This window comes from Gilliamella sp. wkB7 (assembly GCF_001693435.1).
GTDB classification, from domain to species: Bacteria; Pseudomonadota; Gammaproteobacteria; order Enterobacterales; family Orbaceae; genus Gilliamella; species Gilliamella apicola_N.
On the sequence record NZ_CM004509.1, the window covers coordinates 2,492,876 to 2,511,366 of the forward strand.

18 protein-coding genes and 1 pseudogene are annotated in these 18,491 nt (G+C 33.5%); 6 read left to right on the forward strand and 13 right to left on the reverse strand.

What is annotated here, in order from left to right; translation table 11 throughout:
- Positions 1-4 precede the first annotated feature (4 nt).
- From ispA to A9G17_RS11075, 9 genes are all read right to left on the reverse strand, one after another.
- Positions 5-874 (reverse strand): (2E,6E)-farnesyl diphosphate synthase, encoded by an 870-nt coding sequence (gene ispA / locus A9G17_RS11035; RefSeq protein ID WP_065738747.1) that lies wholly within the window; start codon positions 872-874, stop codon positions 5-7.
- Entirely contained in the window at positions 867-1,112 is a 246-nt protein-coding gene (gene xseB / locus A9G17_RS11040) for an exodeoxyribonuclease VII small subunit (RefSeq protein WP_065738748.1), read from the reverse strand. Before xseB ends, ispA begins: the two co-directional genes overlap by 8 nt.
- Positions 1,113-1,304: 192 nt before the next feature.
- Positions 1,305-2,651 carry a DNA recombination protein RmuC gene (gene rmuC / locus A9G17_RS11045; protein ID WP_065738749.1) on the reverse strand — a complete coding sequence of 449 codons (1,347 nt, stop codon included), beginning with the start codon at positions 2,649-2,651 and terminating at the stop codon, positions 1,305-1,307.
- A gap of 2 nt (positions 2,652-2,653) precedes the next feature.
- On the reverse strand, positions 2,654-3,628 hold the full coding sequence (epmA, locus tag A9G17_RS11050) for an elongation factor P--(R)-beta-lysine ligase (protein ID WP_065738750.1): 975 nt from the start codon (positions 3,626-3,628) through the stop codon (positions 2,654-2,656).
- Positions 3,629-3,695: 67 nt separating this feature from the next.
- Positions 3,696-6,053: a glucans biosynthesis glucosyltransferase MdoH gene (mdoH, locus tag A9G17_RS11055; protein WP_065738751.1), complete on the reverse strand. Its 2,358-nt coding sequence runs from the start codon at positions 6,051-6,053 to the stop codon at positions 3,696-3,698.
- Positions 6,054-6,071: 18 nt separating this feature from the next.
- On the reverse strand, positions 6,072-7,583 hold the full coding sequence (locus tag A9G17_RS11060) for a glucan biosynthesis protein G (protein ID WP_065739154.1): 1,512 nt from the start codon (positions 7,581-7,583) through the stop codon (positions 6,072-6,074).
- A 68-nt stretch (positions 7,584-7,651) separates the two neighbouring features.
- The gene (locus A9G17_RS11065; RefSeq protein WP_065738752.1) at positions 7,652-8,332 is read right to left on the reverse strand and encodes a hypothetical protein; all 681 of its coding nucleotides are present in this window, start codon (positions 8,330-8,332) and stop codon (positions 7,652-7,654) included.
- A gap of 151 nt (positions 8,333-8,483) precedes the next feature.
- Entirely contained in the window at positions 8,484-8,720 is a 237-nt protein-coding gene (locus A9G17_RS11070) for a YecH family metal-binding protein (RefSeq protein ID WP_065738753.1), read from the reverse strand.
- A 171-nt stretch (positions 8,721-8,891) separates the two neighbouring features.
- A complete protein-coding gene (locus tag A9G17_RS11075; protein ID WP_065738754.1) occupies positions 8,892-10,832 on the reverse strand; it encodes an exoribonuclease II in 1,941 nt (646 codons plus the stop codon).
- Between the two features lie 137 nt (positions 10,833-10,969).
- Between A9G17_RS11075 and A9G17_RS11080 the strand changes: the two genes are divergently transcribed.
- Entirely contained in the window at positions 10,970-11,743 is a 774-nt protein-coding gene (locus A9G17_RS11080; RefSeq protein WP_065738755.1) for an alpha/beta fold hydrolase, read from the forward strand.
- Between the two features lie 31 nt (positions 11,744-11,774).
- Here the strand turns inward: A9G17_RS11080 and A9G17_RS11085 are convergent, their stop codons facing one another.
- From A9G17_RS11085 to A9G17_RS11100, 4 genes are read right to left on the reverse strand one after another with little or no spacing between them, the layout of a single operon-like run.
- On the reverse strand, positions 11,775-12,098 hold the full coding sequence (locus A9G17_RS11085; RefSeq protein WP_065738756.1) for a type IV pilus modification PilV family protein: 324 nt from the start codon (positions 12,096-12,098) through the stop codon (positions 11,775-11,777).
- Positions 12,091-12,528: a DUF2509 family protein gene (locus tag A9G17_RS11090; protein ID WP_065738757.1), complete on the reverse strand. Its 438-nt coding sequence runs from the start codon at positions 12,526-12,528 to the stop codon at positions 12,091-12,093. Before A9G17_RS11090 ends, A9G17_RS11085 begins: the two co-directional genes overlap by 8 nt.
- Positions 12,497-13,075, reverse strand: a complete 579-nt coding sequence (locus A9G17_RS11095; protein WP_065738758.1) for a prepilin peptidase-dependent protein — start codon at positions 13,073-13,075, stop codon at positions 12,497-12,499. The genes A9G17_RS11090 and A9G17_RS11095 overlap by 32 nt, the downstream gene beginning before the upstream one ends.
- Positions 13,069-13,545, reverse strand: a complete 477-nt coding sequence (locus A9G17_RS11100; protein ID WP_065738759.1) for a prepilin-type N-terminal cleavage/methylation domain-containing protein — start codon at positions 13,543-13,545, stop codon at positions 13,069-13,071. Before A9G17_RS11100 ends, A9G17_RS11095 begins: the two co-directional genes overlap by 7 nt.
- Before the next feature lie 220 nt (positions 13,546-13,765).
- Between A9G17_RS11100 and dapD the strand changes: the two genes are divergently transcribed.
- The 5 genes and pseudogenes from dapD (at position 13,766) to btsR (ending at position 18,454) form a co-directional block, all read left to right on the forward strand.
- Positions 13,766-14,590, forward strand: coding sequence for a 2,3,4,5-tetrahydropyridine-2,6-dicarboxylate N-succinyltransferase (gene dapD, locus A9G17_RS11105; RefSeq protein ID WP_065738760.1), 825 nt, complete (start codon positions 13,766-13,768; stop codon positions 14,588-14,590).
- Between the two features lie 104 nt (positions 14,591-14,694).
- Positions 14,695-15,186 (forward strand): YajQ family cyclic di-GMP-binding protein, encoded by a 492-nt coding sequence (locus A9G17_RS11110; RefSeq protein ID WP_065738761.1) that lies wholly within the window; start codon positions 14,695-14,697, stop codon positions 15,184-15,186.
- Positions 15,187-15,373: 187 nt separating this feature from the next.
- Positions 15,374-15,988, forward strand: a pseudogene (locus tag A9G17_RS11115) (glycoside hydrolase family 3 C-terminal domain-containing protein); the annotation flags it as partial.
- Positions 15,989-16,040: 52 nt separating this feature from the next.
- Positions 16,041-17,741, forward strand: a complete 1,701-nt coding sequence (locus A9G17_RS11120) for a sensor histidine kinase (protein ID WP_065738763.1) — start codon at positions 16,041-16,043, stop codon at positions 17,739-17,741.
- Complete coding sequence (gene btsR, locus A9G17_RS11125) at positions 17,735-18,454, forward strand: two-component system response regulator BtsR (protein ID WP_065738764.1); 720 nt, start codon at positions 17,735-17,737, stop codon at positions 18,452-18,454. Before A9G17_RS11120 ends, btsR begins: the two co-directional genes overlap by 7 nt.
- The last annotated feature ends 37 nt before the right edge of the window (positions 18,455-18,491 follow it).

An 18,491-nucleotide genomic window follows, 5' to 3' on the forward strand; every position in this document is an offset into this window, starting at 1 on the left:
CGTGTTAACTATTTCGATTTATAATAAAACCAGCGAGATCTTGCAGTGATTGGCTATTATAAGGTATTTGGTTGAGACTATCGATAGCTTGATTATATAACTGTTTTGTCATATCTATAGCTGTTTGTAAGCCTAATAAAGCAGGATAGGTAGATTTCTCATGTATAATATCGGAGCCTTTAGGTTTGCCCATAATAGCTTGTTCACCAATGACATCTAAAATGTCATCCTGAATTTGAAAAGCGAGTCCAATTGCTTGGGCATAGCTATTGAGCAAGGGATAGTAAGGCTTACTTATATCGCCACTGGCAAATGCACCTAATCGGACCGCCGCGTTAATTAATGTTCCAGTCTTATAGTTGTGGATTTTTTGTAAATGTTCAAGGGTGATAGATTGGTGCTCTGCTTGCAAATCAAGTGACTGTCCTAAGCACATACCTGCTAACCCGCTAGCATTGGCAAGTTCTGCAATCATGTTAATTTTAACTTGATTATCCAGATGTTGGCTTTCAGATAATATACTAAACGCTAATGATTGCAATGCATCACCAGCAAGTATTGCTTCAGCGTGTCCATATTGGATATGACATGTCGGTTTTCCGCGTCGTAGGTTATCATTATCCATAGCAGGTAAATCATCATGAATTAATGAATAAGTATGAATCATTTCAATTGCAGCCGCTGCTTCATCAAGTTTTGATAACGGACAATCAAACATTTGCCCAGTTAAATAGACCAGTATTGGGCGGATTCTCTTACCGCCAGCTAACAAGCTATAGTTCATAGCTTGCTGCAATTTAGAAGAAGGGAACTGAGTAATATATGTCGTTAAGAACGTATTGATTCGCTCTTGTAATGGTTTTAAATTATTCATTATTATCGGTTAAAAATTCAGATAGTTCTGCATCACTATTTTCAGATAATAATATCTGAATGCGTTGTTCCGCTTGTTGTAATTGCTTTTGACCTGATTTAGCTAATTTGACACCTTTTTCAAACTCATTCAATGCTTCGTCTAATGGTAAATCACCATTTTCTAATTGTGAAACAATGGTTTCAAGTTGTTTAAGTGTTTCTTCAAAACTAGGTTCAGTTACTTGTTTTTTAGCCATATTGTATTCCTTGTTGTACAAAATGAGTATACACGTATTTTCAGTAATGGTGAATTAAGATGTTTTATACTCAAACGTATGCATTACCTGAAACTTTTTGACAAAATTTAATAATGTAATTTCAACAATGTACTTTAAAAAACGTAAATTCAACAACGTTAATTTAATTGATTAGCCATCGCAGTAAGATATTTAATCTTTATTTCGGTTAAGTTCATCTACAGATAATAATGCAATGTCTGGATTAATTGGTTTTTTAACTTCTACTCCTAATTCACGAAATCGCTCAATTTGACCAATAATATTACCGCGACCTTTGGACAGCTTATTAAGAGAATTTTGATAAGTTTGTTGAGCTTTATCAAGTGTGCTACCAAGGGTTTCCATGTCTTCAACAAAACCGCGGACTTTATCATACAATTTACTTGCTTTATCTGCAATTAGCTCTGCATTACGATTTTGGTGCTCATAACGCCATAAATTATGAATCGTACGTAAGGCAACTAAAAGAGTGGTTGGGCTGACAATCATAATGTTATTTTTGAGCGCATCATTAATCAAAGATGGATCACTATCAATAGCACATAAGAATGCTGGCTCTACAGGGATAAACATTAATATATAATCTAATGAATTAATGCCAATTAATTTATGATAATCTTTTTGACTGAGTTGCTTTAAATGGTTACGTACCGCAGTTAAATGATCGGATAATGCTTTGGTTTTTACAATTTCTTCATCATTATTGAAATAACGTTCATATGCTACTAGTGTCACTTTTGAATCAATAACCACATCACCTCCTTGAGGTAGATGTACAATGACGTCAGGTTGTAAACGTTGGTTATTTTCATTGGTTAAATTGACCTGTGTATCATATTCATAACCTAATCTTAAACCCGAATTATCAAGTATTTGGCTAAGTATAAACTCTCCCCAATTTCCTTGAATTTTATTGTTACCTTTTAAAGCATTAGTGAGATTGGTTGCCTCTTTAGTCATTTGTTGATTCAGTTGCTGTAAATTGCGAATCTCATGAGTAAGTGTATGGCGTTCTTTTGCTTCTTCGCCAAAACTATCTTGCACTTGCTTTTTAAAGCTCTCCAATTGATCTTTTAATGGTGATAATAAAAAATTAAGGCTTTGCTTATTTTGTTGTTCAATTTTTTTACCACTGTGCTCAAATATACGATTGGCTAAGTTTTCAAACTGAGTTGTAAGTCGTTGTTCACTTTGCTCAAGTATTGTCTGGCGTTCATGGGCTGCATTACGCGTTTCTTCTAAACGCGTTTTTAGTTCGCTAATAGTAGCAAGTTGCGCGACATTTTGTTGTCGATATTGGTTTAATTCACTCTCAAGCTGATTTAATTCATTAGTTAATGTTTGATTCTCTTGTCTTATCTGAGAAAGTTGTAAATTAAATAATTGGTTTGAATTATTAATAAGTAGCTGTGATTTAACTAATAAAATTAATAAAATCAATGACACTATTCCAAGAATAATCGCGACCCACTCAGTAAGACCAAAATTACTTATCATCACTAAGCCCTTTCAAAGGTAAATGAAATTACATCATCTAGTTTCTTTGAATCAAGCGCTAACATGATTAAGCGATCTAAACCTACCGCAACGCCTGCACAGTCAGGTAGACCATTTTCCATTGCAGCTAACAGATCAATATCGATTTCTTGTTGAGGAAGATTCAGATTGAGTCTATCTTGATTGTTTTGTTCAAAACGTAGTCTTTGTTCTTGAGGGTTTGTTAATTCCTTAAAACCATTAGCAAGTTCAACACCTTTATAATAGAATTCAAAGCGCCCAGCAACGCGATGATCTTCACTGCTAATTGTGGCTAATGCTGCTTGTGAAGCAGGGAAGTTATATACGGCAATCGGTTTATCATGACCAATATGGGGTTCAACGCCAAAAGTAAATAAACATTGCAATAAACCATCTCTATCAAACTCTTCTGTTTTAATCCCGATATTGAGCTGATTAACTGCGTTAACTAACGTTGCTTGATCTGCTTCTAATGGATCAATATTAAGGTGACGTTGAAACGCTTTTTGATAAGAAACACGTTCTGCTGGCTCACAATCTAAAATTGTTTGTAATAGATCATCAACTTCATTAATCATTTGCATCATATCAAATTGAATTCGATACCATTCAAGCATAGTAAATTCAGGATTATGAAAATCGCTGATTTCCTCATGATTGCGAAAACATTTACAGATCTGATAGATTGGACCACTCCCGGCAGCTAATAAACGCTTCATGTGATATTCTGGACTGGTAATTAATGACATTTTTCGCCCAAGTTGTGCGTCGAATTCACCTGGTCTAAAAAAAGTAGTAGAGAAAGAGCTCAAATGCACATCAGTAACGGCATATTGGCTCAAGGTCGGCGTTTCGACTTCCAATATACAGCGATCAGTAAAAAATTGTCGTACTTGTGAAATAATTTTTGCGCGCTTGAGTAGGTTATTGATAGATGCGGAAGGTTGCCAAGTCATAAAAAATATCCATGGATTTTGATCAATTACTAAAAGAAGAAAAATAGGGCTTAAGCCCTATTTTTTATTATTGACGTTCATTTTGCCATAAAGTGAATAAATTGTCGTACTTTTCTTGAAGCTGCCAAATATGCTGATGTAGCTCAGAAAGAATAATTGGATCTTCTAAAATTGCTAGCTGTTGTTCTTTATTAATTTTTTCTAAATCAGCTTGTTTAAATTGCTCAATTAACTCAAAACGTCTTTGCTCAATTTTTATATTAGGTAAATGGCGAGAAGTGGATAATGTACAAGCTAACGCATTGTAAATAGGATCAACTAATGCCATGATAAAACCATGTTCAACGATATTAGCTTCCGTTTTAACTAGATATTCTCCCGTCATGGTCACAGCTTTAGCTGGATGAGTTTCTTCTGGCGTTAAAAATAAACCTAATTTTTTAGCTTTCATGCCAATGCTTGATAATCCTGAAATTCTAATCACTAATGGCGAAATAGTCAGTGGAATTAGAATAGCAATATACCAGTAAGTAAACTGAGGATTTAACCAAATAATTACGCCAAGCCAAATAATGCCTAATAAAGAGAGAGTCCAACAAAAATAGAAAGATTCCCCCCATGTTAAAGCATCATCGTTTCTTGACGGTGATTTCCATTGAATTTTACTGCCTAGCCATGCTTTTAGCACGAACTTACTATGGAATATCATACGAATAGGGGCTAATATCATCGACCAGAACATTTCGATGAATATTGATAAAGTCAGCTTGAAAATTCCCCCCACATCTTTGGCACCTGTTTTAGCGATGATAATGCCATAACTAAAGAATTTAGGCGCAAACAATAATACCATCGTCGTAGATAACAATTGTAATGCCAAATTTTCATCCCATCTTGGCCATGTCGGATAAAATTGGTTAGGTTGGAAAAAATATTGTTGATCAGATAAATTAAAAACTAATAAAAGCAGCGTTGAGAAAAATAAAAATATTAACCATAATAATGATGAAATATAAGCCATTCCACTCGTTAAAAACATAACTCTATGTGTTAAAGTTATACCACTTTTAAAAATCAATCTTAAATTAATTAAGTTCCCCATACACCAACGGTTATCTCGTTTTAGATCTTCAATCATATTGCCTGGTAGTTCTTCGTAACTGCCATTCATATTATAGGCGATCCAAACTCCATATCCTGCACGTCTCATCAATGTAGCTTCAACAAGATCGTGTGACAAAATATGAATCGACCCTTTACGTTTTTGTAATGGGGATAAAATACAGTGTTCAATAAAAGGTTTTAAGCGAATCATGGCATTGTGTCCCCAATACTGTGCTTCGCTAAGTTGCCAAAAATGGGTCCCTGCACAAAAAATATCACTGTAAATCTGATTGGCAAATTGTTGAATTCGACCATAAAGCGTTTTCATTCTAACTGATTTCGGCGGTGACTGTAATATGCCCGCTTTAGGTGTCATTTCCATCATGGCAATCATATTTAAAATACAATCACCAGTCATAATACTGTCGGCGTCAAGTATTAACATATATTCATATAAATGTCCCCAGCGTCGACAAAAATCATCAATATTACCACTTTTACGTTTTACTCGGCGTTTACGATGTCGGTAAAAAATATTGCATCCATTATTATCTTTTTGAGCGTTAAAATCTGCCCATGCTTTTAATTCATTAACATAAAGATCGGGATCATTTGTATCGCTTAAAATATAGAAATCACAGCAATCCGCGTGACCGGTTTCAACCAAAGATTGATAGGTCGCTTGTAATCCAGCAAAAACTCGTGCTACATCTTCATTACAAATTGGCATAACTAACGCAGTACGATGATTATCATCAATGTGTTTTGCTGCATCTTTAGGGATCTCAATAGTATAACGGTCTTTTCTTATTACAGCTAAAATTAGTCCCATAACGCTTGTCCAAAAACCAATTGAAATCCAAGCAAACAAAATAGCAAATAGGAAAATAATAAATCCTTGTATAATATAAGGAATAATGCTGTATATGGCTAATTTAGGATTATTCACCCAATTAGCCATGAAATTAATTTTTTCCCAGCTTTGATAAGGTAACAGTGTCGATAGATAGGTAGTCCCGAAATATGTTTGTATTACAATTAGTGCAAACATTATTAAGCGACGAATAACTGCGATGAGATTAACTCTAGCTTTGAAATTGGCTTTATAGCGTTTGTTCCATTTTTGTGGTTGAATCGAAACGCGTTCAACTTTTGGATAACTGGGCTGCTGATTCCTTTCATCAATATAGTTTGATGTGTCGCCAATTTGATTTAGGCGATATTTCAGAAACTCAGTATCATTTGGCTCAATTCCATTGTTATTTGATTTCTGGCGCCAATCATCTGCGCCAGAAAGAGTAGCAAAGTAATCTTTTTTCATTATGTTATCTTATTATCGTTATTGCCCTGGATATTGACCACTCCAAGTTTCAGATAAAATCTGATTCGTTTTTTCTGAAGCTAATTGGACACGAATATCCGTTGGTTTTTTATTGTCTTGAACATTAAACCGAATAAGAACTCGCCAACCTTTTGTTACAGAATTATATTGTACATCACAGCTCACAATAGATCCGTTATTGATGCTTGATATTGCTTTAACAGGATCTTGTTCTGATAAATTAAGACCAGCAAAGTCAATAACATAAGCGTTCGAACCATCAAGTTTACGAATTAAATTTGCTTGCTTTATATCACCTAATGATAATCGAGTGCTAATTGCTCTAGTTACATTATCGGGATAACGTTGCTTTTCATTTAATGAATAGTGTAATCGGTACTTAACATCAAGACTATCACCAGCTTTATAATGTTTTTCAGGCACCCAGAATGAAACGATATTATCGTTTGTTTCATCTGCTGTAGGGATTTCAACCAGTTCAACCCGACCTTTTTGCCAATTGCCTAAGATTTCTGTCCAAACGCTAGGACGCAATTCATAATGATCATCAAGATCTTGGTAATCTTCAAATCCATTATCTCGTTGAATCAATCCAAAACCTTTAGGATCTTCGAGACTATATGAAGAAAAAGATAACCGTTTTGGATTATTTAATGGTCGCCATATCCATTCACCACTGTTTGATAAAATGGATAATCCATTAGAGTCATGCATTGCAGGTCGATAATTTAATAAAGGCGATGGCTGATTTGGGCCAAACAAATACATGCTAGTTAAAGGTGCAATGCCAAGTTTTTTCACTGAATCGCGGAAAAATATTTTAGCTTGTACAGTTATTGTTGTATCCACACTAGGTACCAAAATAAGTTTATAAGCACCCGTTACGCGAGGTGAATCAAGTAAAGCATAAATCACTAAATGCTTTTGTTTAGGTGATGGTCTTTCGATCCAAAACTCTTTAAAACGAGGGAACTCTTCACCAGTCATCTCACCAGTATCAATCGCTAATCCTCGAGCAGATAAACCATATCGTTGATCTTTTCCAACTGCTCGGAAATAGCTGCCACCAAGAGCTGTAAAAATTTCATCATCGGTTTTAGTTGGGTTGTTTATTGGATAATGAACTTTAAATCCAGCAAATCCAAGTTTTTTCGTGTTTAGATGATCTAATCCGACTTTACTTAAATCAAAATAACTCGGATCAAATTTAATTTCATTAACCTGATTATTGACAATTTCATTGATTTTGACAGGAGTATCAAAATACATCCCTTCATGATAGAACTCTAATTTAAAACGAGTTTTTTTATCATTCCAATAAGCTTTTTCATGATTAAATTGAATTTTCTGATAATCAGCAAATTGTAAAGCGGCTAATTCATTGGGTATGTTTTTAGAGGGTTGTATATAACTTTTCTTTGCTAACTTTTCTGCTTGTATGACAACATCATTAAACGAAAAAGCGTATGAAGAAAAACTAATACAAAGAGCTGAAACTATGCAAAACATTTTGCACGTTAATGTTTTAATGAACTGACTGATGGGTAATAAATTATACATAAAAACTCGCATTAAGATTATCGGAAAATATTTAAATAATTGATAATGTTATTTTTAGGATCATTCACACACTTTTCCATAAATTCTGTCTTCATTTCTTGAAGAATACTTGGATTTTCGTCAATCAAAAAGTGAGAATAATTATCCTTAAGAATTTTAGTATGCAAGATTGATAAGTCTCCTTTATTCATTTTGAATAAAGTTTGAAAAGTAGAAATTTTATTATTGTCGTTGGTATAGATGGCTGCTGTAAAATCAGCTGAAAGGTCGCAATATTTTTTAATATTTGCTTGGGTAGCATTGATTTTACTTAATTCAATTTTGTGTTCAATTTGTTTATCTTCAATGACTTTTCTAATTTGAATATCATATTTCAATTCATAATATTCATTAAGGTAAAAATTTAAAACACAAGCTGATTGGTTTGGGTCGTTAATACACTTTAAAATACCTTCATTAGAAATGTATTCATTAAAATTTTGTGATTGGAGTAGTTTTTGTAATTGATCTTTTGCATTAACCACATAAGGGTTATTCGATTCTGTATGTTGCATTAGCACAGATAATGGATCCGTTTCAATCTGTGGTGGCTCTTCAATTTTTATTGGTGTAGCTTTTATTGGTGTAGCCGATTTATGCGCACAACTGGCAATAAAGATAGGAACCATTGCGCATATAAAAATATTACTTAATTTCATATATAAATTCCATGAATATATTTTTCGAGTTGTAATTTTTGGGCAGGCTAGATCTGCGCGAAATTATATACTCATATTCTATTAAATACACTAACTGATTAGTTAAAAGTGTAAAAAAAGCATACTGAACATTCACTAATATCTTACAGAGTTAATGACGACAGATTTTTATTTCGTTGATCGTAAATCCAGAATTATTAACAGGTTTGAACTTACCTTTTAACTTTAAAAAGCAGATGAGTTGTTCAGCATTCATATTAGCTTCAGAGCAAGTGTGAAATTTAGCATTTTTGCCAAACCGTTTTTCAATGGCTTCAAGTAGAGATGATTCTGTATAGTTATTACCAGCCATCATTTGTAAGACTTCATGTCCATGAATTGATAACATAGCACCCTCTGAATCTTGTTTATTTTAGTTGATACAAATATTTTAATGGATGAAGAAAGATATCAGATATTATCAAGAAAAAAAAGTATCTAAGCGTTAAAATATCATTAATTATTAGTTAGGGAACCCCTATGTAAAACTAGGGGTTGTTGAAAAAATAAGATAATTCAATTATTCATCTGTAACTAATTTTACTATTATTGATTGATTCTCTTTCTTAACTTGATGTATCTTCACAGTAAGGGTATCTGAAAGTTTATAGCAGATATTGTTATTAATTTTAATGACACCCTCTTCAGGACTTGAAACTATTTCCTCTCGATTAGGGTGAATTATTGAAAGTGGTAAAAATACAAATGCACCAATATCAGTTAAACGTAGACGAGCACCGCCGCGGTTGATATCGACAATTTCAGCAACAAAATTATCACCAATTTTATCCGATAAATATTGAACATAAAGATTTTCAGCGATATCACGTTCAGCATAACGTAATAATTTGCGCCTTTCATTCATGATTTTCAACTGCTCTTTATCGGGTTCATTCAAGGTTTGTGAACGTAAATAATTTTTGATTAAACGATGATTAATCATATCTCCATATTTGCGTATTGGTGATGTCCAAGTTGCGTAAGCAGTTAATCCTAAGCCAAAATGAGGTTGTGGTTGAATAGAAAAATCGGCAGGACTTTGACATTTACGGAGCCGAGCTGTTAAAAACGCATCATCATCAATAATTCGTCGTAATTTGATATACCCATCGAAAGATAATAAAGATTCTTTATCAAATCCTTCAATACCATGATTGGTTAAAACTTTCAGAATTTGATCAATGAATTTAATGTCAAAACCTGAATGAATATTAAATATACCAAATCCAACTTTATTATTTAATAGCAAGGTTAAGGCTTGATTAGCAATAATCATGACCTCTTCAACAATTTGACTAGCAATTCGACGAGATTCTTTATTGATGGATTTTACATGACGGTTTTCATCAAGCACAAAACGATAATCATTGCTGTCTTTGAATACTAACGCATTGTTTTGTCTCCAAATGGTTCTAATTTTTGCCAAAGATGATAATAAATTGAGTTGTTCGGGTAAGGTTGCGTTATTAGATAGCAAATCATCAATATTTTCTAAAAAGTCTGAAACATTATTATAAGAAAGTTTCGCTTTTGATTCGATAAATGCGGGCATAAAAGTGATACTATTTTCATCTATTATACCATTTGCATCGATATTAATATTGCATACTAGCGCTGGTCGTTTTTGGTTTTCCTTTAAAGAACAAAGATCATTCGCTAACTCTTTAGGTAGCATTGGAATATTAAAATCGGGTAAATAAGTTGTGAAATTTCTTTGTTTAGCAATTTTATCAAGTTGACTGTCTTGTAAAATATACGCAGTTGGATCTGCAATAGCGACTTTCAGTTGGTAATTACCTTGCTCGTCCTTTGAAACGGCAATGGCATCATCCATATCTTCTGTATATTCGCTATCTATGGTAAAAAAGTTTATATCGGTTAAATCTTGACGATTAGTCAGTTCATTTTCATCAATTGTTAATGTATCTGGCTGTGGTGAATTATCTTCTAAATTATATCGAGCCAGAGTTTTTAACCAAGGTAGATAGATTGAACTATTTTCAGCAATAAAATGCGTAATTTCCGCTACAAAATTATTTTTACCTTCTTCAAGAGGATGAGAAATCAATTTGGCAACGACCCAATCATCTTCTTTAAGTTTTTCTTGAATTTGTTTGTTAATTTTACAGCGAATGGCTAAATTTGCAGGCATGTTTTCAGGATAAATAACCATTGTTCGCTCTTGAAAACCAACTTTTCCTATAAATCTTTGTAGGGGGCTTTCAATTAATGATTCTGGCTCAAAAACCTTTTTATCACCACTTTCAATTACTGTTCCAGATACTTTATCGCCATTGCATACTGTTTTCATTTTATTTGCAGTAATGAAATAACTGGTTTTATTATCAACATCTAAAAAACCAAATCCTTTCTCATGGGCTCGGACGGTACCTTCAATACGAGGTGTTTGTTGATGAAGTTCTTGCTTTAGTTGTGCAAGTAGCGGATTATTTTGAAACATACGATTTAACACTTTTTTAAAAACTGTTTCAAGATTTTATCATAGTTATAGAGATTATTGTTATTGAATTAATAGTTGGTGACTTTAGCAATAACTATATAATATTAATATTTAACTATAAAAGACTAAGTTGGAATATGAAATTAAATTATAAATTGCAAGGTATAGGGCAGCCAATTGTTTTTCTGCATGGTGTGTTTGGTAGTTTAGATAATTTAAATATGTTAGCCAAAGATCTGGTATCTGATTATCAAACAATTCAAGTTGATTTGCGCAATCATGGGCAATCTCCTTGGTCTGATCAAATAAATTATCCCGCTATGGCGCAAGATGTAGCTGACCTTTGTCATGAACTTCAATTAAAAGACATAATTTTAATTGGTCACTCTATGGGGGGCAAAGTAGCGATGCAATTATCACAAGTTATACCGCAGCTCATCCAAAAAATCGTTGTAATTGATATTGCACCAGTAAAATATAGCAGTTCGCCCAATGCCATTATATTAAGAACTTTAATGTATTGCCTTAATAACCAAATCACCGATAGAAAGCAAATTATGGCAGTTATGCAAGAAGCCGGTCTTAGCGAAGCTACTTGTTTATTTTTATTAAAATCTTACAAAAACCAACATTGGTTATTTAATTTACAAACTATCAATGATCAATATGCTAATATTTGCGACTGGCAAACCATACCATCCACTTCGCCATGTTTAAAACCAATTTTATTTATTCGTGGAGGGAATTCGGTTTATTTAGCCGACAAATATCAAGATACTATTTATGCTCAATTTCCTAATGCTAAAATTGTTACGATAGAAGGTGCAGGACATAATGTTCATGCTGAAAAAACACAACAAGTTTTGCAACTTCTACATGATTGGTTAAATTGCTCATCTGATGATGTGTAATTTCATTGTTTTCAGTATTCAATATCGATAGTTAATTACAAAATAGCCGTTTTTGTTTTACTGATTTAAGATTGTTCGGTGTAACAGTAACTAAAACCATTTTGCATCTACTATTGTATGGATCGCTTTGTAGCGTATATTGCCAACCATTTGGAATGATATGGTTAGCAATATCCGGATAACTTTCAAGGAGTTCAAACGCTATTTGTTCTGCTTGTAACCGATTAGAAAGATAATGATGCTGATGAATAAGTGTTTTTTGGAAACCTATAAAACCAAGAATAATTATTGAAAATAGTAAACTTGCTATCATTAATTCAATTAAACTAAAACCCATACTATTTTTATTATTCACAATCACTACTCCTTTTTTCAGGACAGTAATCTAACCAATGACCTTTTTCTACAACCAGTTTTGTCCCCTTGAAATGTGCAAGAGAATATAAAAAGAAACCGTCAGCCTCGCCTCGCAAAAGTTGATAATTATCCACTTTTAATTGTGATTTTTTTAAACAAGCTTTTAATTGGTATTTTGTGTCTGTTAAGCATTGCCACTGATCGGTTGGTGTTTGCCAATCTTGCGTTAACGCCCAATTTAATGCCGAACTGGCTTGATTGAATCGTTGATAATAGCGAGTTTCCATAGCAATGGTTTTATGCAAGGAAATCAATAGTTGATTAAAACCAGTTAATAATAGTAATCCAATGACCATTAAAATAACGACCATTATAATCGCGCTAAATCCGTTTTCATTATTTTGATTCAGTATTAGATAGGTTTTCATTTTTGATTATTTTAGTCACCTGATATTTAATGTGTTTCTGTTTTTTTAGTTCTGCTCCTATCGATAATTCAATGATGTTATTTTTTTGTTTAATATCGAATTTCGTTACTTTAATTTCAGCAGGGTCGAATAACTTTTCCCACTTAGTCTCTTTGCAATTCACTGCACCTGTTCTGTATTCAACATTATTATTTTTAAAGCGATAGGTAAAAATATCAGAATTGTTCAAATTCCAAGGATCGTAGACCCAATCATGGCGGACTTCACTGTCATATCGGATAATCATACAATTTTGAGCGTTCACAATCTCTAGGGCATTATTTTTCATTTTATGCGGATCATCTGCGATAAATCCTGCTCGTTTGATATCTTTTGATAAACCAATTAATGCTTGCTCAACAGCTTGTTGTAAATGCGTTATTTGATAATAATGCAATGTATTTTGTTGTAATTGATAATAAAAAGAGGTTGTACTAATAACAATCAAGCTTGTTAAAGTAATGCTGATTAACATTTCAAGTAATGAAAATCCTAACTCTTTTAACATGGTGGTAAACTAGGTAAATAACTGTTCAACTGGCAAAATCGAATGCGTCCACGGTAGGAAACAAAAACCTTACTTTTACCAACCTCATTAGAGAGTTCTAAGGAAAATGATTGTGCCATATTGCGTCTTCCCCAAAAGTAAATAAGTTTTTTCTCAGTTAATCCAGTAATTTCTACAGAATTATTCGGTTTGATAAAATGTAATTCACCTTGTTTACATGATGCAGGGCGTTCTTCTGAGGTAATGGTTAAACACCACGGGGATGAAAAAACAAAAAGTTTATAATTTTGATTTTCAGTATAAGCTTTAACTTGAACTTCATTTAAAAAGTAAGCTAATTGTTGTGTTGTTGAAACTAATTCATTACGAAGTGCAATTGCTTTCCAATGATGAATGCCTACCGTTGCAACAATAGAACTAATACCTATAATTATCAAAAGTTCGAGTAATGAAAATCCTTGAGTATGCATAATAATTTTGTGATTAAAATGGATATGGATAATTCTACAATTTACTCAGCAAATGTTTTTTAGTCAGGAAAATTTTGTGTAATTTATTCCAAATAAAGTTTGTTTTTTTCTTGCTGAGCTTATTCGTGTTGACAAACCACTTAAAAAGCAAGACAGATTATATTATACTGTTTATCCATTTTATATTTACTAACGGACTTATAAGTAAAGGAAACTCGAGATGCAACAATTACAAACTATTATCGACGCAGCCTTTGAACGCCGCGCGGAAATCACTCCTTCAAATGTTGATACAGTAACACGTGACGCAATTAATCAATGTATCGCTTTATTAGACAGCGGTAAAATGCGTGTTGCAGAAAAGATTAATGGTGATTGGGTGACTCATCAATGGTTAAAAAAAGCGGTGTTGCTCTCTTTCCGTATTAATGAAAACCAACTTATTGATGGCGGTGCAACCAATTATTACGACAAGGTACCATTAAAATTTGCTGATTATGATGAAGCGCGATTCCAACAAGAAGGTTTTCGTGTTGTACCATCTGCGATTGCGCGTAAAGGTGCTTATGTGGCACGCAATACCGTGTTAATGCCATCTTATGTCAACATTGGTGCATATGTTGATGAAGGAACAATGGTTGATACATGGGTAACAGTTGGATCTTGTGCGCAAATTGGTAAAAATGTTCACTTATCTGGTGGTGTAGGTATCGGTGGCGTATTAGAACCATTACAAGCTAACCCAACAATTATTGAAGATAACTGTTTCATCGGTGCTCGTAGTGAAATCGTTGAAGGTGTAATAGTTGAAGAAGGTAGCGTAATTTCAATGGGCGTATTTATTGGTCAAAGCACTAAAATCTATGATCGTGCAACAGGCGAAGTCCATTACGGTCGCGTACCAGCAGGTTCAGTGGTGGTATCCGGTAACTTACCAACTAAAGATGGCAAATATAGCCTATATTGTGCAGTAATTGTTAAAAAAGTTGATGCAAAAACTTTAGGTAAAGTAGGTATTAACGAACTACTACGTACCATCGATTAATTTAGCTGTCATCGTCTTTACATGCCGCCTCATTAGAAAGGCGGCAAATATTTTATTCATTCTTAAATTTAATCATATTTATAACCACTCTAAGAGGAGAGTTTATGCCTTCTTTTGATATTGTCTCTGAAATCCAAATGCCTGAAGTTAAAAACGGTGTCGAAAATGCTACGCGAGAGTTGGCAACCCGTTGGGATTTCAAAAACGTTGAAGCATCGTTTGAATTAAATGAAAAAAATGAAACGATTAAAGCAACGAGTCAATCTGACTTCCAAGTACAACAGTTGCTGGATATTTTACGTGATAAATTAGCCAAGCGTGGTATTGATGGTGGTGCTTTAGAAATCCCAGAGGAGATGGAACACAGTGGAAAACTGTACAGCATTACTGTCAAGCTTAAACAAGGGATTGATAAAGAGTTAGCTAAGAAAATTGTAAAGGTTATCAAAGATAGCAAAATAAAAGTGCAGGCTCAAGTACAAGGTGAGCAAGTTCGTGTTACAGGTAAATCTCGAGATGATTTGCAAGCTACTATGGCTTTAGTTCGAAATGGAGAATTTGGACAACCGTTCCAGTTTACTAATTTTAGGGATTAATCAAATTAACATCCATTTTTGTCGACATTAGTCGGCAAAGTTAACCTTTGACCATTCAATTTATTCTTGTTAAAAAGTTTGAGGTTAACACTACGTTTTAGTATAAAAATTAAAATAACTATTGCTAAAGCGTCTTAAATATGAAAATCAACTCGATATAGAGTAAAATTTTCTTTAACGAATATACCAAGCTGATGCTATGCTTGAAACTTGGTATTTAGGTACAGAAGGCGGTAATGCTATCGCGGATGTATTGTTTGGTGATTATAATCCTTCAGGTCAATTACCTATGTCTTTTCCTTATAATGTTGGACAGATCCCCGTTTATTACAGCCATTTAAATACTGGGCGCCCAAGGGGGGCTAAAAACATGGGTAAATATACAACTTCCTACTTTGACAGCCCTAACGAACCATTATTTCCATTTGGTTTTGGTTTGAGTTACACCGATTTCAACATTGATTTTGTTCTATCCAGCACTGAAATAACAAAGAACAGTGAAAGAGTTGTAACCGCCAATATTGAAAACATTGGTGATAAACTAGGAACACAAACCGTACAATTGTATCTATATGACAGAACGGCGTCGGTGAGCCGTCCAGTCAAGCAACTTGTCGGTTTTGAAAATATTACTTTAAAACCGCATGAAAAAGGACAAATAAAATTTGTAATTAAATATAACATGTTAAAATTTTGGAATGATAAAATGCAATATGTTGCCGAACCTGGTAAATTTAATGTGTTCATAGGCTCTGACTCGACAACTCAGAATAAACAGACGTTTACTTTATTAGACAAATAAATCAGTAATCTTTTATCGAAATTTTTGATGATTTCGATTTGGTAGCAATATTATGTTTGAATTTGATCTTGTATTACAGCTACTACAACAAATGTGTGTTTACTTAGTGATCGCTTATTTACTAAGTAAAACACCCATTGTTATTCCTCTTATGCAAGTTACTGTGCATTTACCTCACAAATTAGTTTGTTATTTTATCTTTTCTTTATTTTGTATTATGGGAAGCTATTTCGGCTTACATATTGAAGATACGATTGCCAATACACGTGCTATAGGCGCTATTTTAGGTGGACTCCTTGGTGGACCTATAGTTGGGTTTCTTGTAGGTATTACTGGTGGATTCCATCGCTATTTGATGGGTGGTATTACTGCTGAAAGTTGTATGTTATCAACAATCTTAACGGGTCTATTAAGCGGTCTGCTCCACTATGTATTAATGAAAAAAGGGCGGGTCGATCTTATCTATAATCCGTTTTTAGTGGGTATTTTAGGATTATTAGTAGAATCACTTGAAATGATATTAATACTAATCATTTCTCGACCTTTTGATGTCGTTTCGCACGCTATTAGAAGTATTGCCGCACCCATGATTGTTGCCAATAGTATTGGCGCCGCGATGTTTATGCGGATTTTATTAGATAGACGGGCAATATTTGAAAGGTACACTTCGGCTTTCTCAGCTAGAGCATTAAAAATTGCTGTTAGTACAGAAGGTTTATTGCGAGATGGTTTTAATCAACGTAATAGTACTAAAGTTGCTGAAATTATTTATCAACAACTTGATATTGGTGCAGTGTCGATCACCGATCGAGAAAAAATATTAGCTTTTATTGGTATTGGTGATGATCATCATAAACCTGGCACGCTAATAACATCCAATAGCACTTTAGAGGCGATTGAAAAAAATGAAGTACAATATCTTGATGGGGCTCATCAACCTTATCAATGTTCAATAAGTAAAAATTGCCGTTTAGGTTCAACTTTGGTTATACCACTTCGAGGTGAAAATAATACTGTTGTTGGCACAATTAAATTGTATGAAGCAAAAAATACCTTATTTAGTTCAATAAATCGAACGCTTGGTGAAGGTATCGCCAGTCTGTTATCGGCACAAATTTTAGCAGGTCAGAATGAACACTACAAACAACTGCTTTCTAAAACAGAAATTAAATTACTGCATGCACAAGTGAATCCTCACTTTTTATTTAATGCGTTAAATACTTTGCTTGCTGTCATACGTCGTGACAAAACGCAGGCCTCGCAATTAGTTCAAAATCTGTCTACTTTTTTTAGAAAAAACTTAAAAAGAACTGAAGAGATAGCCTCTTTAAAAGATGAACTTGAGCATGTTAATGCTTACTTACAAATTGAAAAAATGCGCTTTATGGAGCAGTTGACTATCGAATTTGATATTCCAACCGAATTAGAATTTGTACAATTGCCGGCATTTTCACTACAACCCATTGTTGAAAATGCGATAAAACATGGTACTTCACAATTGATAGGTATAGGTAAAGTAATTATTCGCGCTCATGCCAATAGCCAATCGATAATATTAGAAGTGATTGATAATGCTGGTAATTACTGTGAAAATAAAAAAGATAATAAAGGATTAGGACTTAATCTTGTCGATAAACGAATTAAGATTCGTTATGGTGAAAAATATGGTATCAATATAGAATGTGAACCAGATGAATATACTAAAGTAATGTTAACCTTGCCTTTGCAAAAGGATACGAATGTTCAATGTTAAAAGTTATTATTGTCGATGATGAATTACCCGCACGCGAAAATTTACGTTGCTTATTAGAAACTGATCCTGAAATATCTATTATTGCTGAATGTAATAATGCTATGGAAGCAATTCGTGAAATTCATCGGCTGCAACCAGATGTTGTTTTTTTGGATATTCAAATGCCCAAAATAAACGGTTTTGAAATGTTATCTATGCTTGACCCACAAACAAAGCCTAGGATCGTATTTTTAACAGCTTATGGTGAATTTGCTATCAAAGCATTTGAGGAACAAGCTTTTGATTATTTACTTAAACCAGTTGAACAAGAAAGATTAAATAAAACTCTCTATCGTTTACATCACCAATGTTTATTAGGAAATACTAACCAACTAAAAGAAGTGAATCAGGGTTTAAAATACATTCCATGTGTTGGTCATAATCGAATTTACTTGTTAAATTTGGAGGATGTCTTTTATGTTTCATCGAAAATCAGCGGAATTTATGTTTTTAATCAATCCAATAATGAATATTTTACTGAATTAACCTTAAAAACACTTGAAGACAAAACACCTTTAATACGTTGTCATCGACAATACCTAGTTAATTTAAAAAAACTGAAAGAAATCCGTTTTAATGATGCTGGCGGTGTGGATGTCATTTTTATCAATGATATATCTGTTCCGGTCAGTCGCCGTTATTTAAAATTCCTTAAAGAAAAGTTAGGTTTATAACAATTGGACATAAGCATACTTCACGGGTAGATGTTTT

What these genes read in the sequence shown, in the direction of transcription:
- mdoH (WP_065738751.1), bottom strand. Translation starts at nt 6,053, where the DNA reads ATGAAAAAAGATTACTTTGCTACTCTTTCTGGCGCAGATGATTGGCGC.
- A9G17_RS11095 (WP_065738758.1), bottom strand. Translation starts at nt 13,075, where the DNA reads ATGTTAAAAGAGTTAGGATTTTCATTACTTGAAATGTTAATCAGCATT.
- A9G17_RS11070 (WP_065738753.1), bottom strand. Translation starts at nt 8,720, where the DNA reads ATGTTATCAATTCATGGACATGAAGTCTTACAAATGATGGCTGGTAAT.
- btsR (WP_065738764.1), top strand. Translation starts at nt 17,735, where the DNA reads ATGTTAAAAGTTATTATTGTCGATGATGAATTACCCGCACGCGAAAAT.
- A9G17_RS11100 (WP_065738759.1), bottom strand. Translation starts at nt 13,545, where the DNA reads ATGCATACTCAAGGATTTTCATTACTCGAACTTTTGATAATTATAGGT.
- A9G17_RS11060 (WP_065739154.1), bottom strand. Translation starts at nt 7,583, where the DNA reads ATGTTTTGCATAGTTTCAGCTCTTTGTATTAGTTTTTCTTCATACGCT.
- ispA (WP_065738747.1), bottom strand. Translation starts at nt 874, where the DNA reads ATGAATAATTTAAAACCATTACAAGAGCGAATCAATACGTTCTTAACG.
- A9G17_RS11110 (WP_065738761.1), top strand. Translation starts at nt 14,695, where the DNA reads ATGCCTTCTTTTGATATTGTCTCTGAAATCCAAATGCCTGAAGTTAAA.
- A9G17_RS11120 (WP_065738763.1), top strand. Translation starts at nt 16,041, where the DNA reads ATGTTTGAATTTGATCTTGTATTACAGCTACTACAACAAATGTGTGTT.
- A9G17_RS11090 (WP_065738757.1), bottom strand. Translation starts at nt 12,528, where the DNA reads ATGAAAACCTATCTAATACTGAATCAAAATAATGAAAACGGATTTAGC.
- dapD (WP_065738760.1), top strand. Translation starts at nt 13,766, where the DNA reads ATGCAACAATTACAAACTATTATCGACGCAGCCTTTGAACGCCGCGCG.
- xseB (WP_065738748.1), bottom strand. Translation starts at nt 1,112, where the DNA reads ATGGCTAAAAAACAAGTAACTGAACCTAGTTTTGAAGAAACACTTAAA.
- epmA (WP_065738750.1), bottom strand. Translation starts at nt 3,628, where the DNA reads ATGACTTGGCAACCTTCCGCATCTATCAATAACCTACTCAAGCGCGCA.
- rmuC (WP_065738749.1), bottom strand. Translation starts at nt 2,651, where the DNA reads ATGATAAGTAATTTTGGTCTTACTGAGTGGGTCGCGATTATTCTTGGA.
- A9G17_RS11075 (WP_065738754.1), bottom strand. Translation starts at nt 10,832, where the DNA reads ATGTTTCAAAATAATCCGCTACTTGCACAACTAAAGCAAGAACTTCAT.
- A9G17_RS11065 (WP_065738752.1), bottom strand. Translation starts at nt 8,332, where the DNA reads ATGAAATTAAGTAATATTTTTATATGCGCAATGGTTCCTATCTTTATT.
- A9G17_RS11080 (WP_065738755.1), top strand. Translation starts at nt 10,970, where the DNA reads ATGAAATTAAATTATAAATTGCAAGGTATAGGGCAGCCAATTGTTTTT.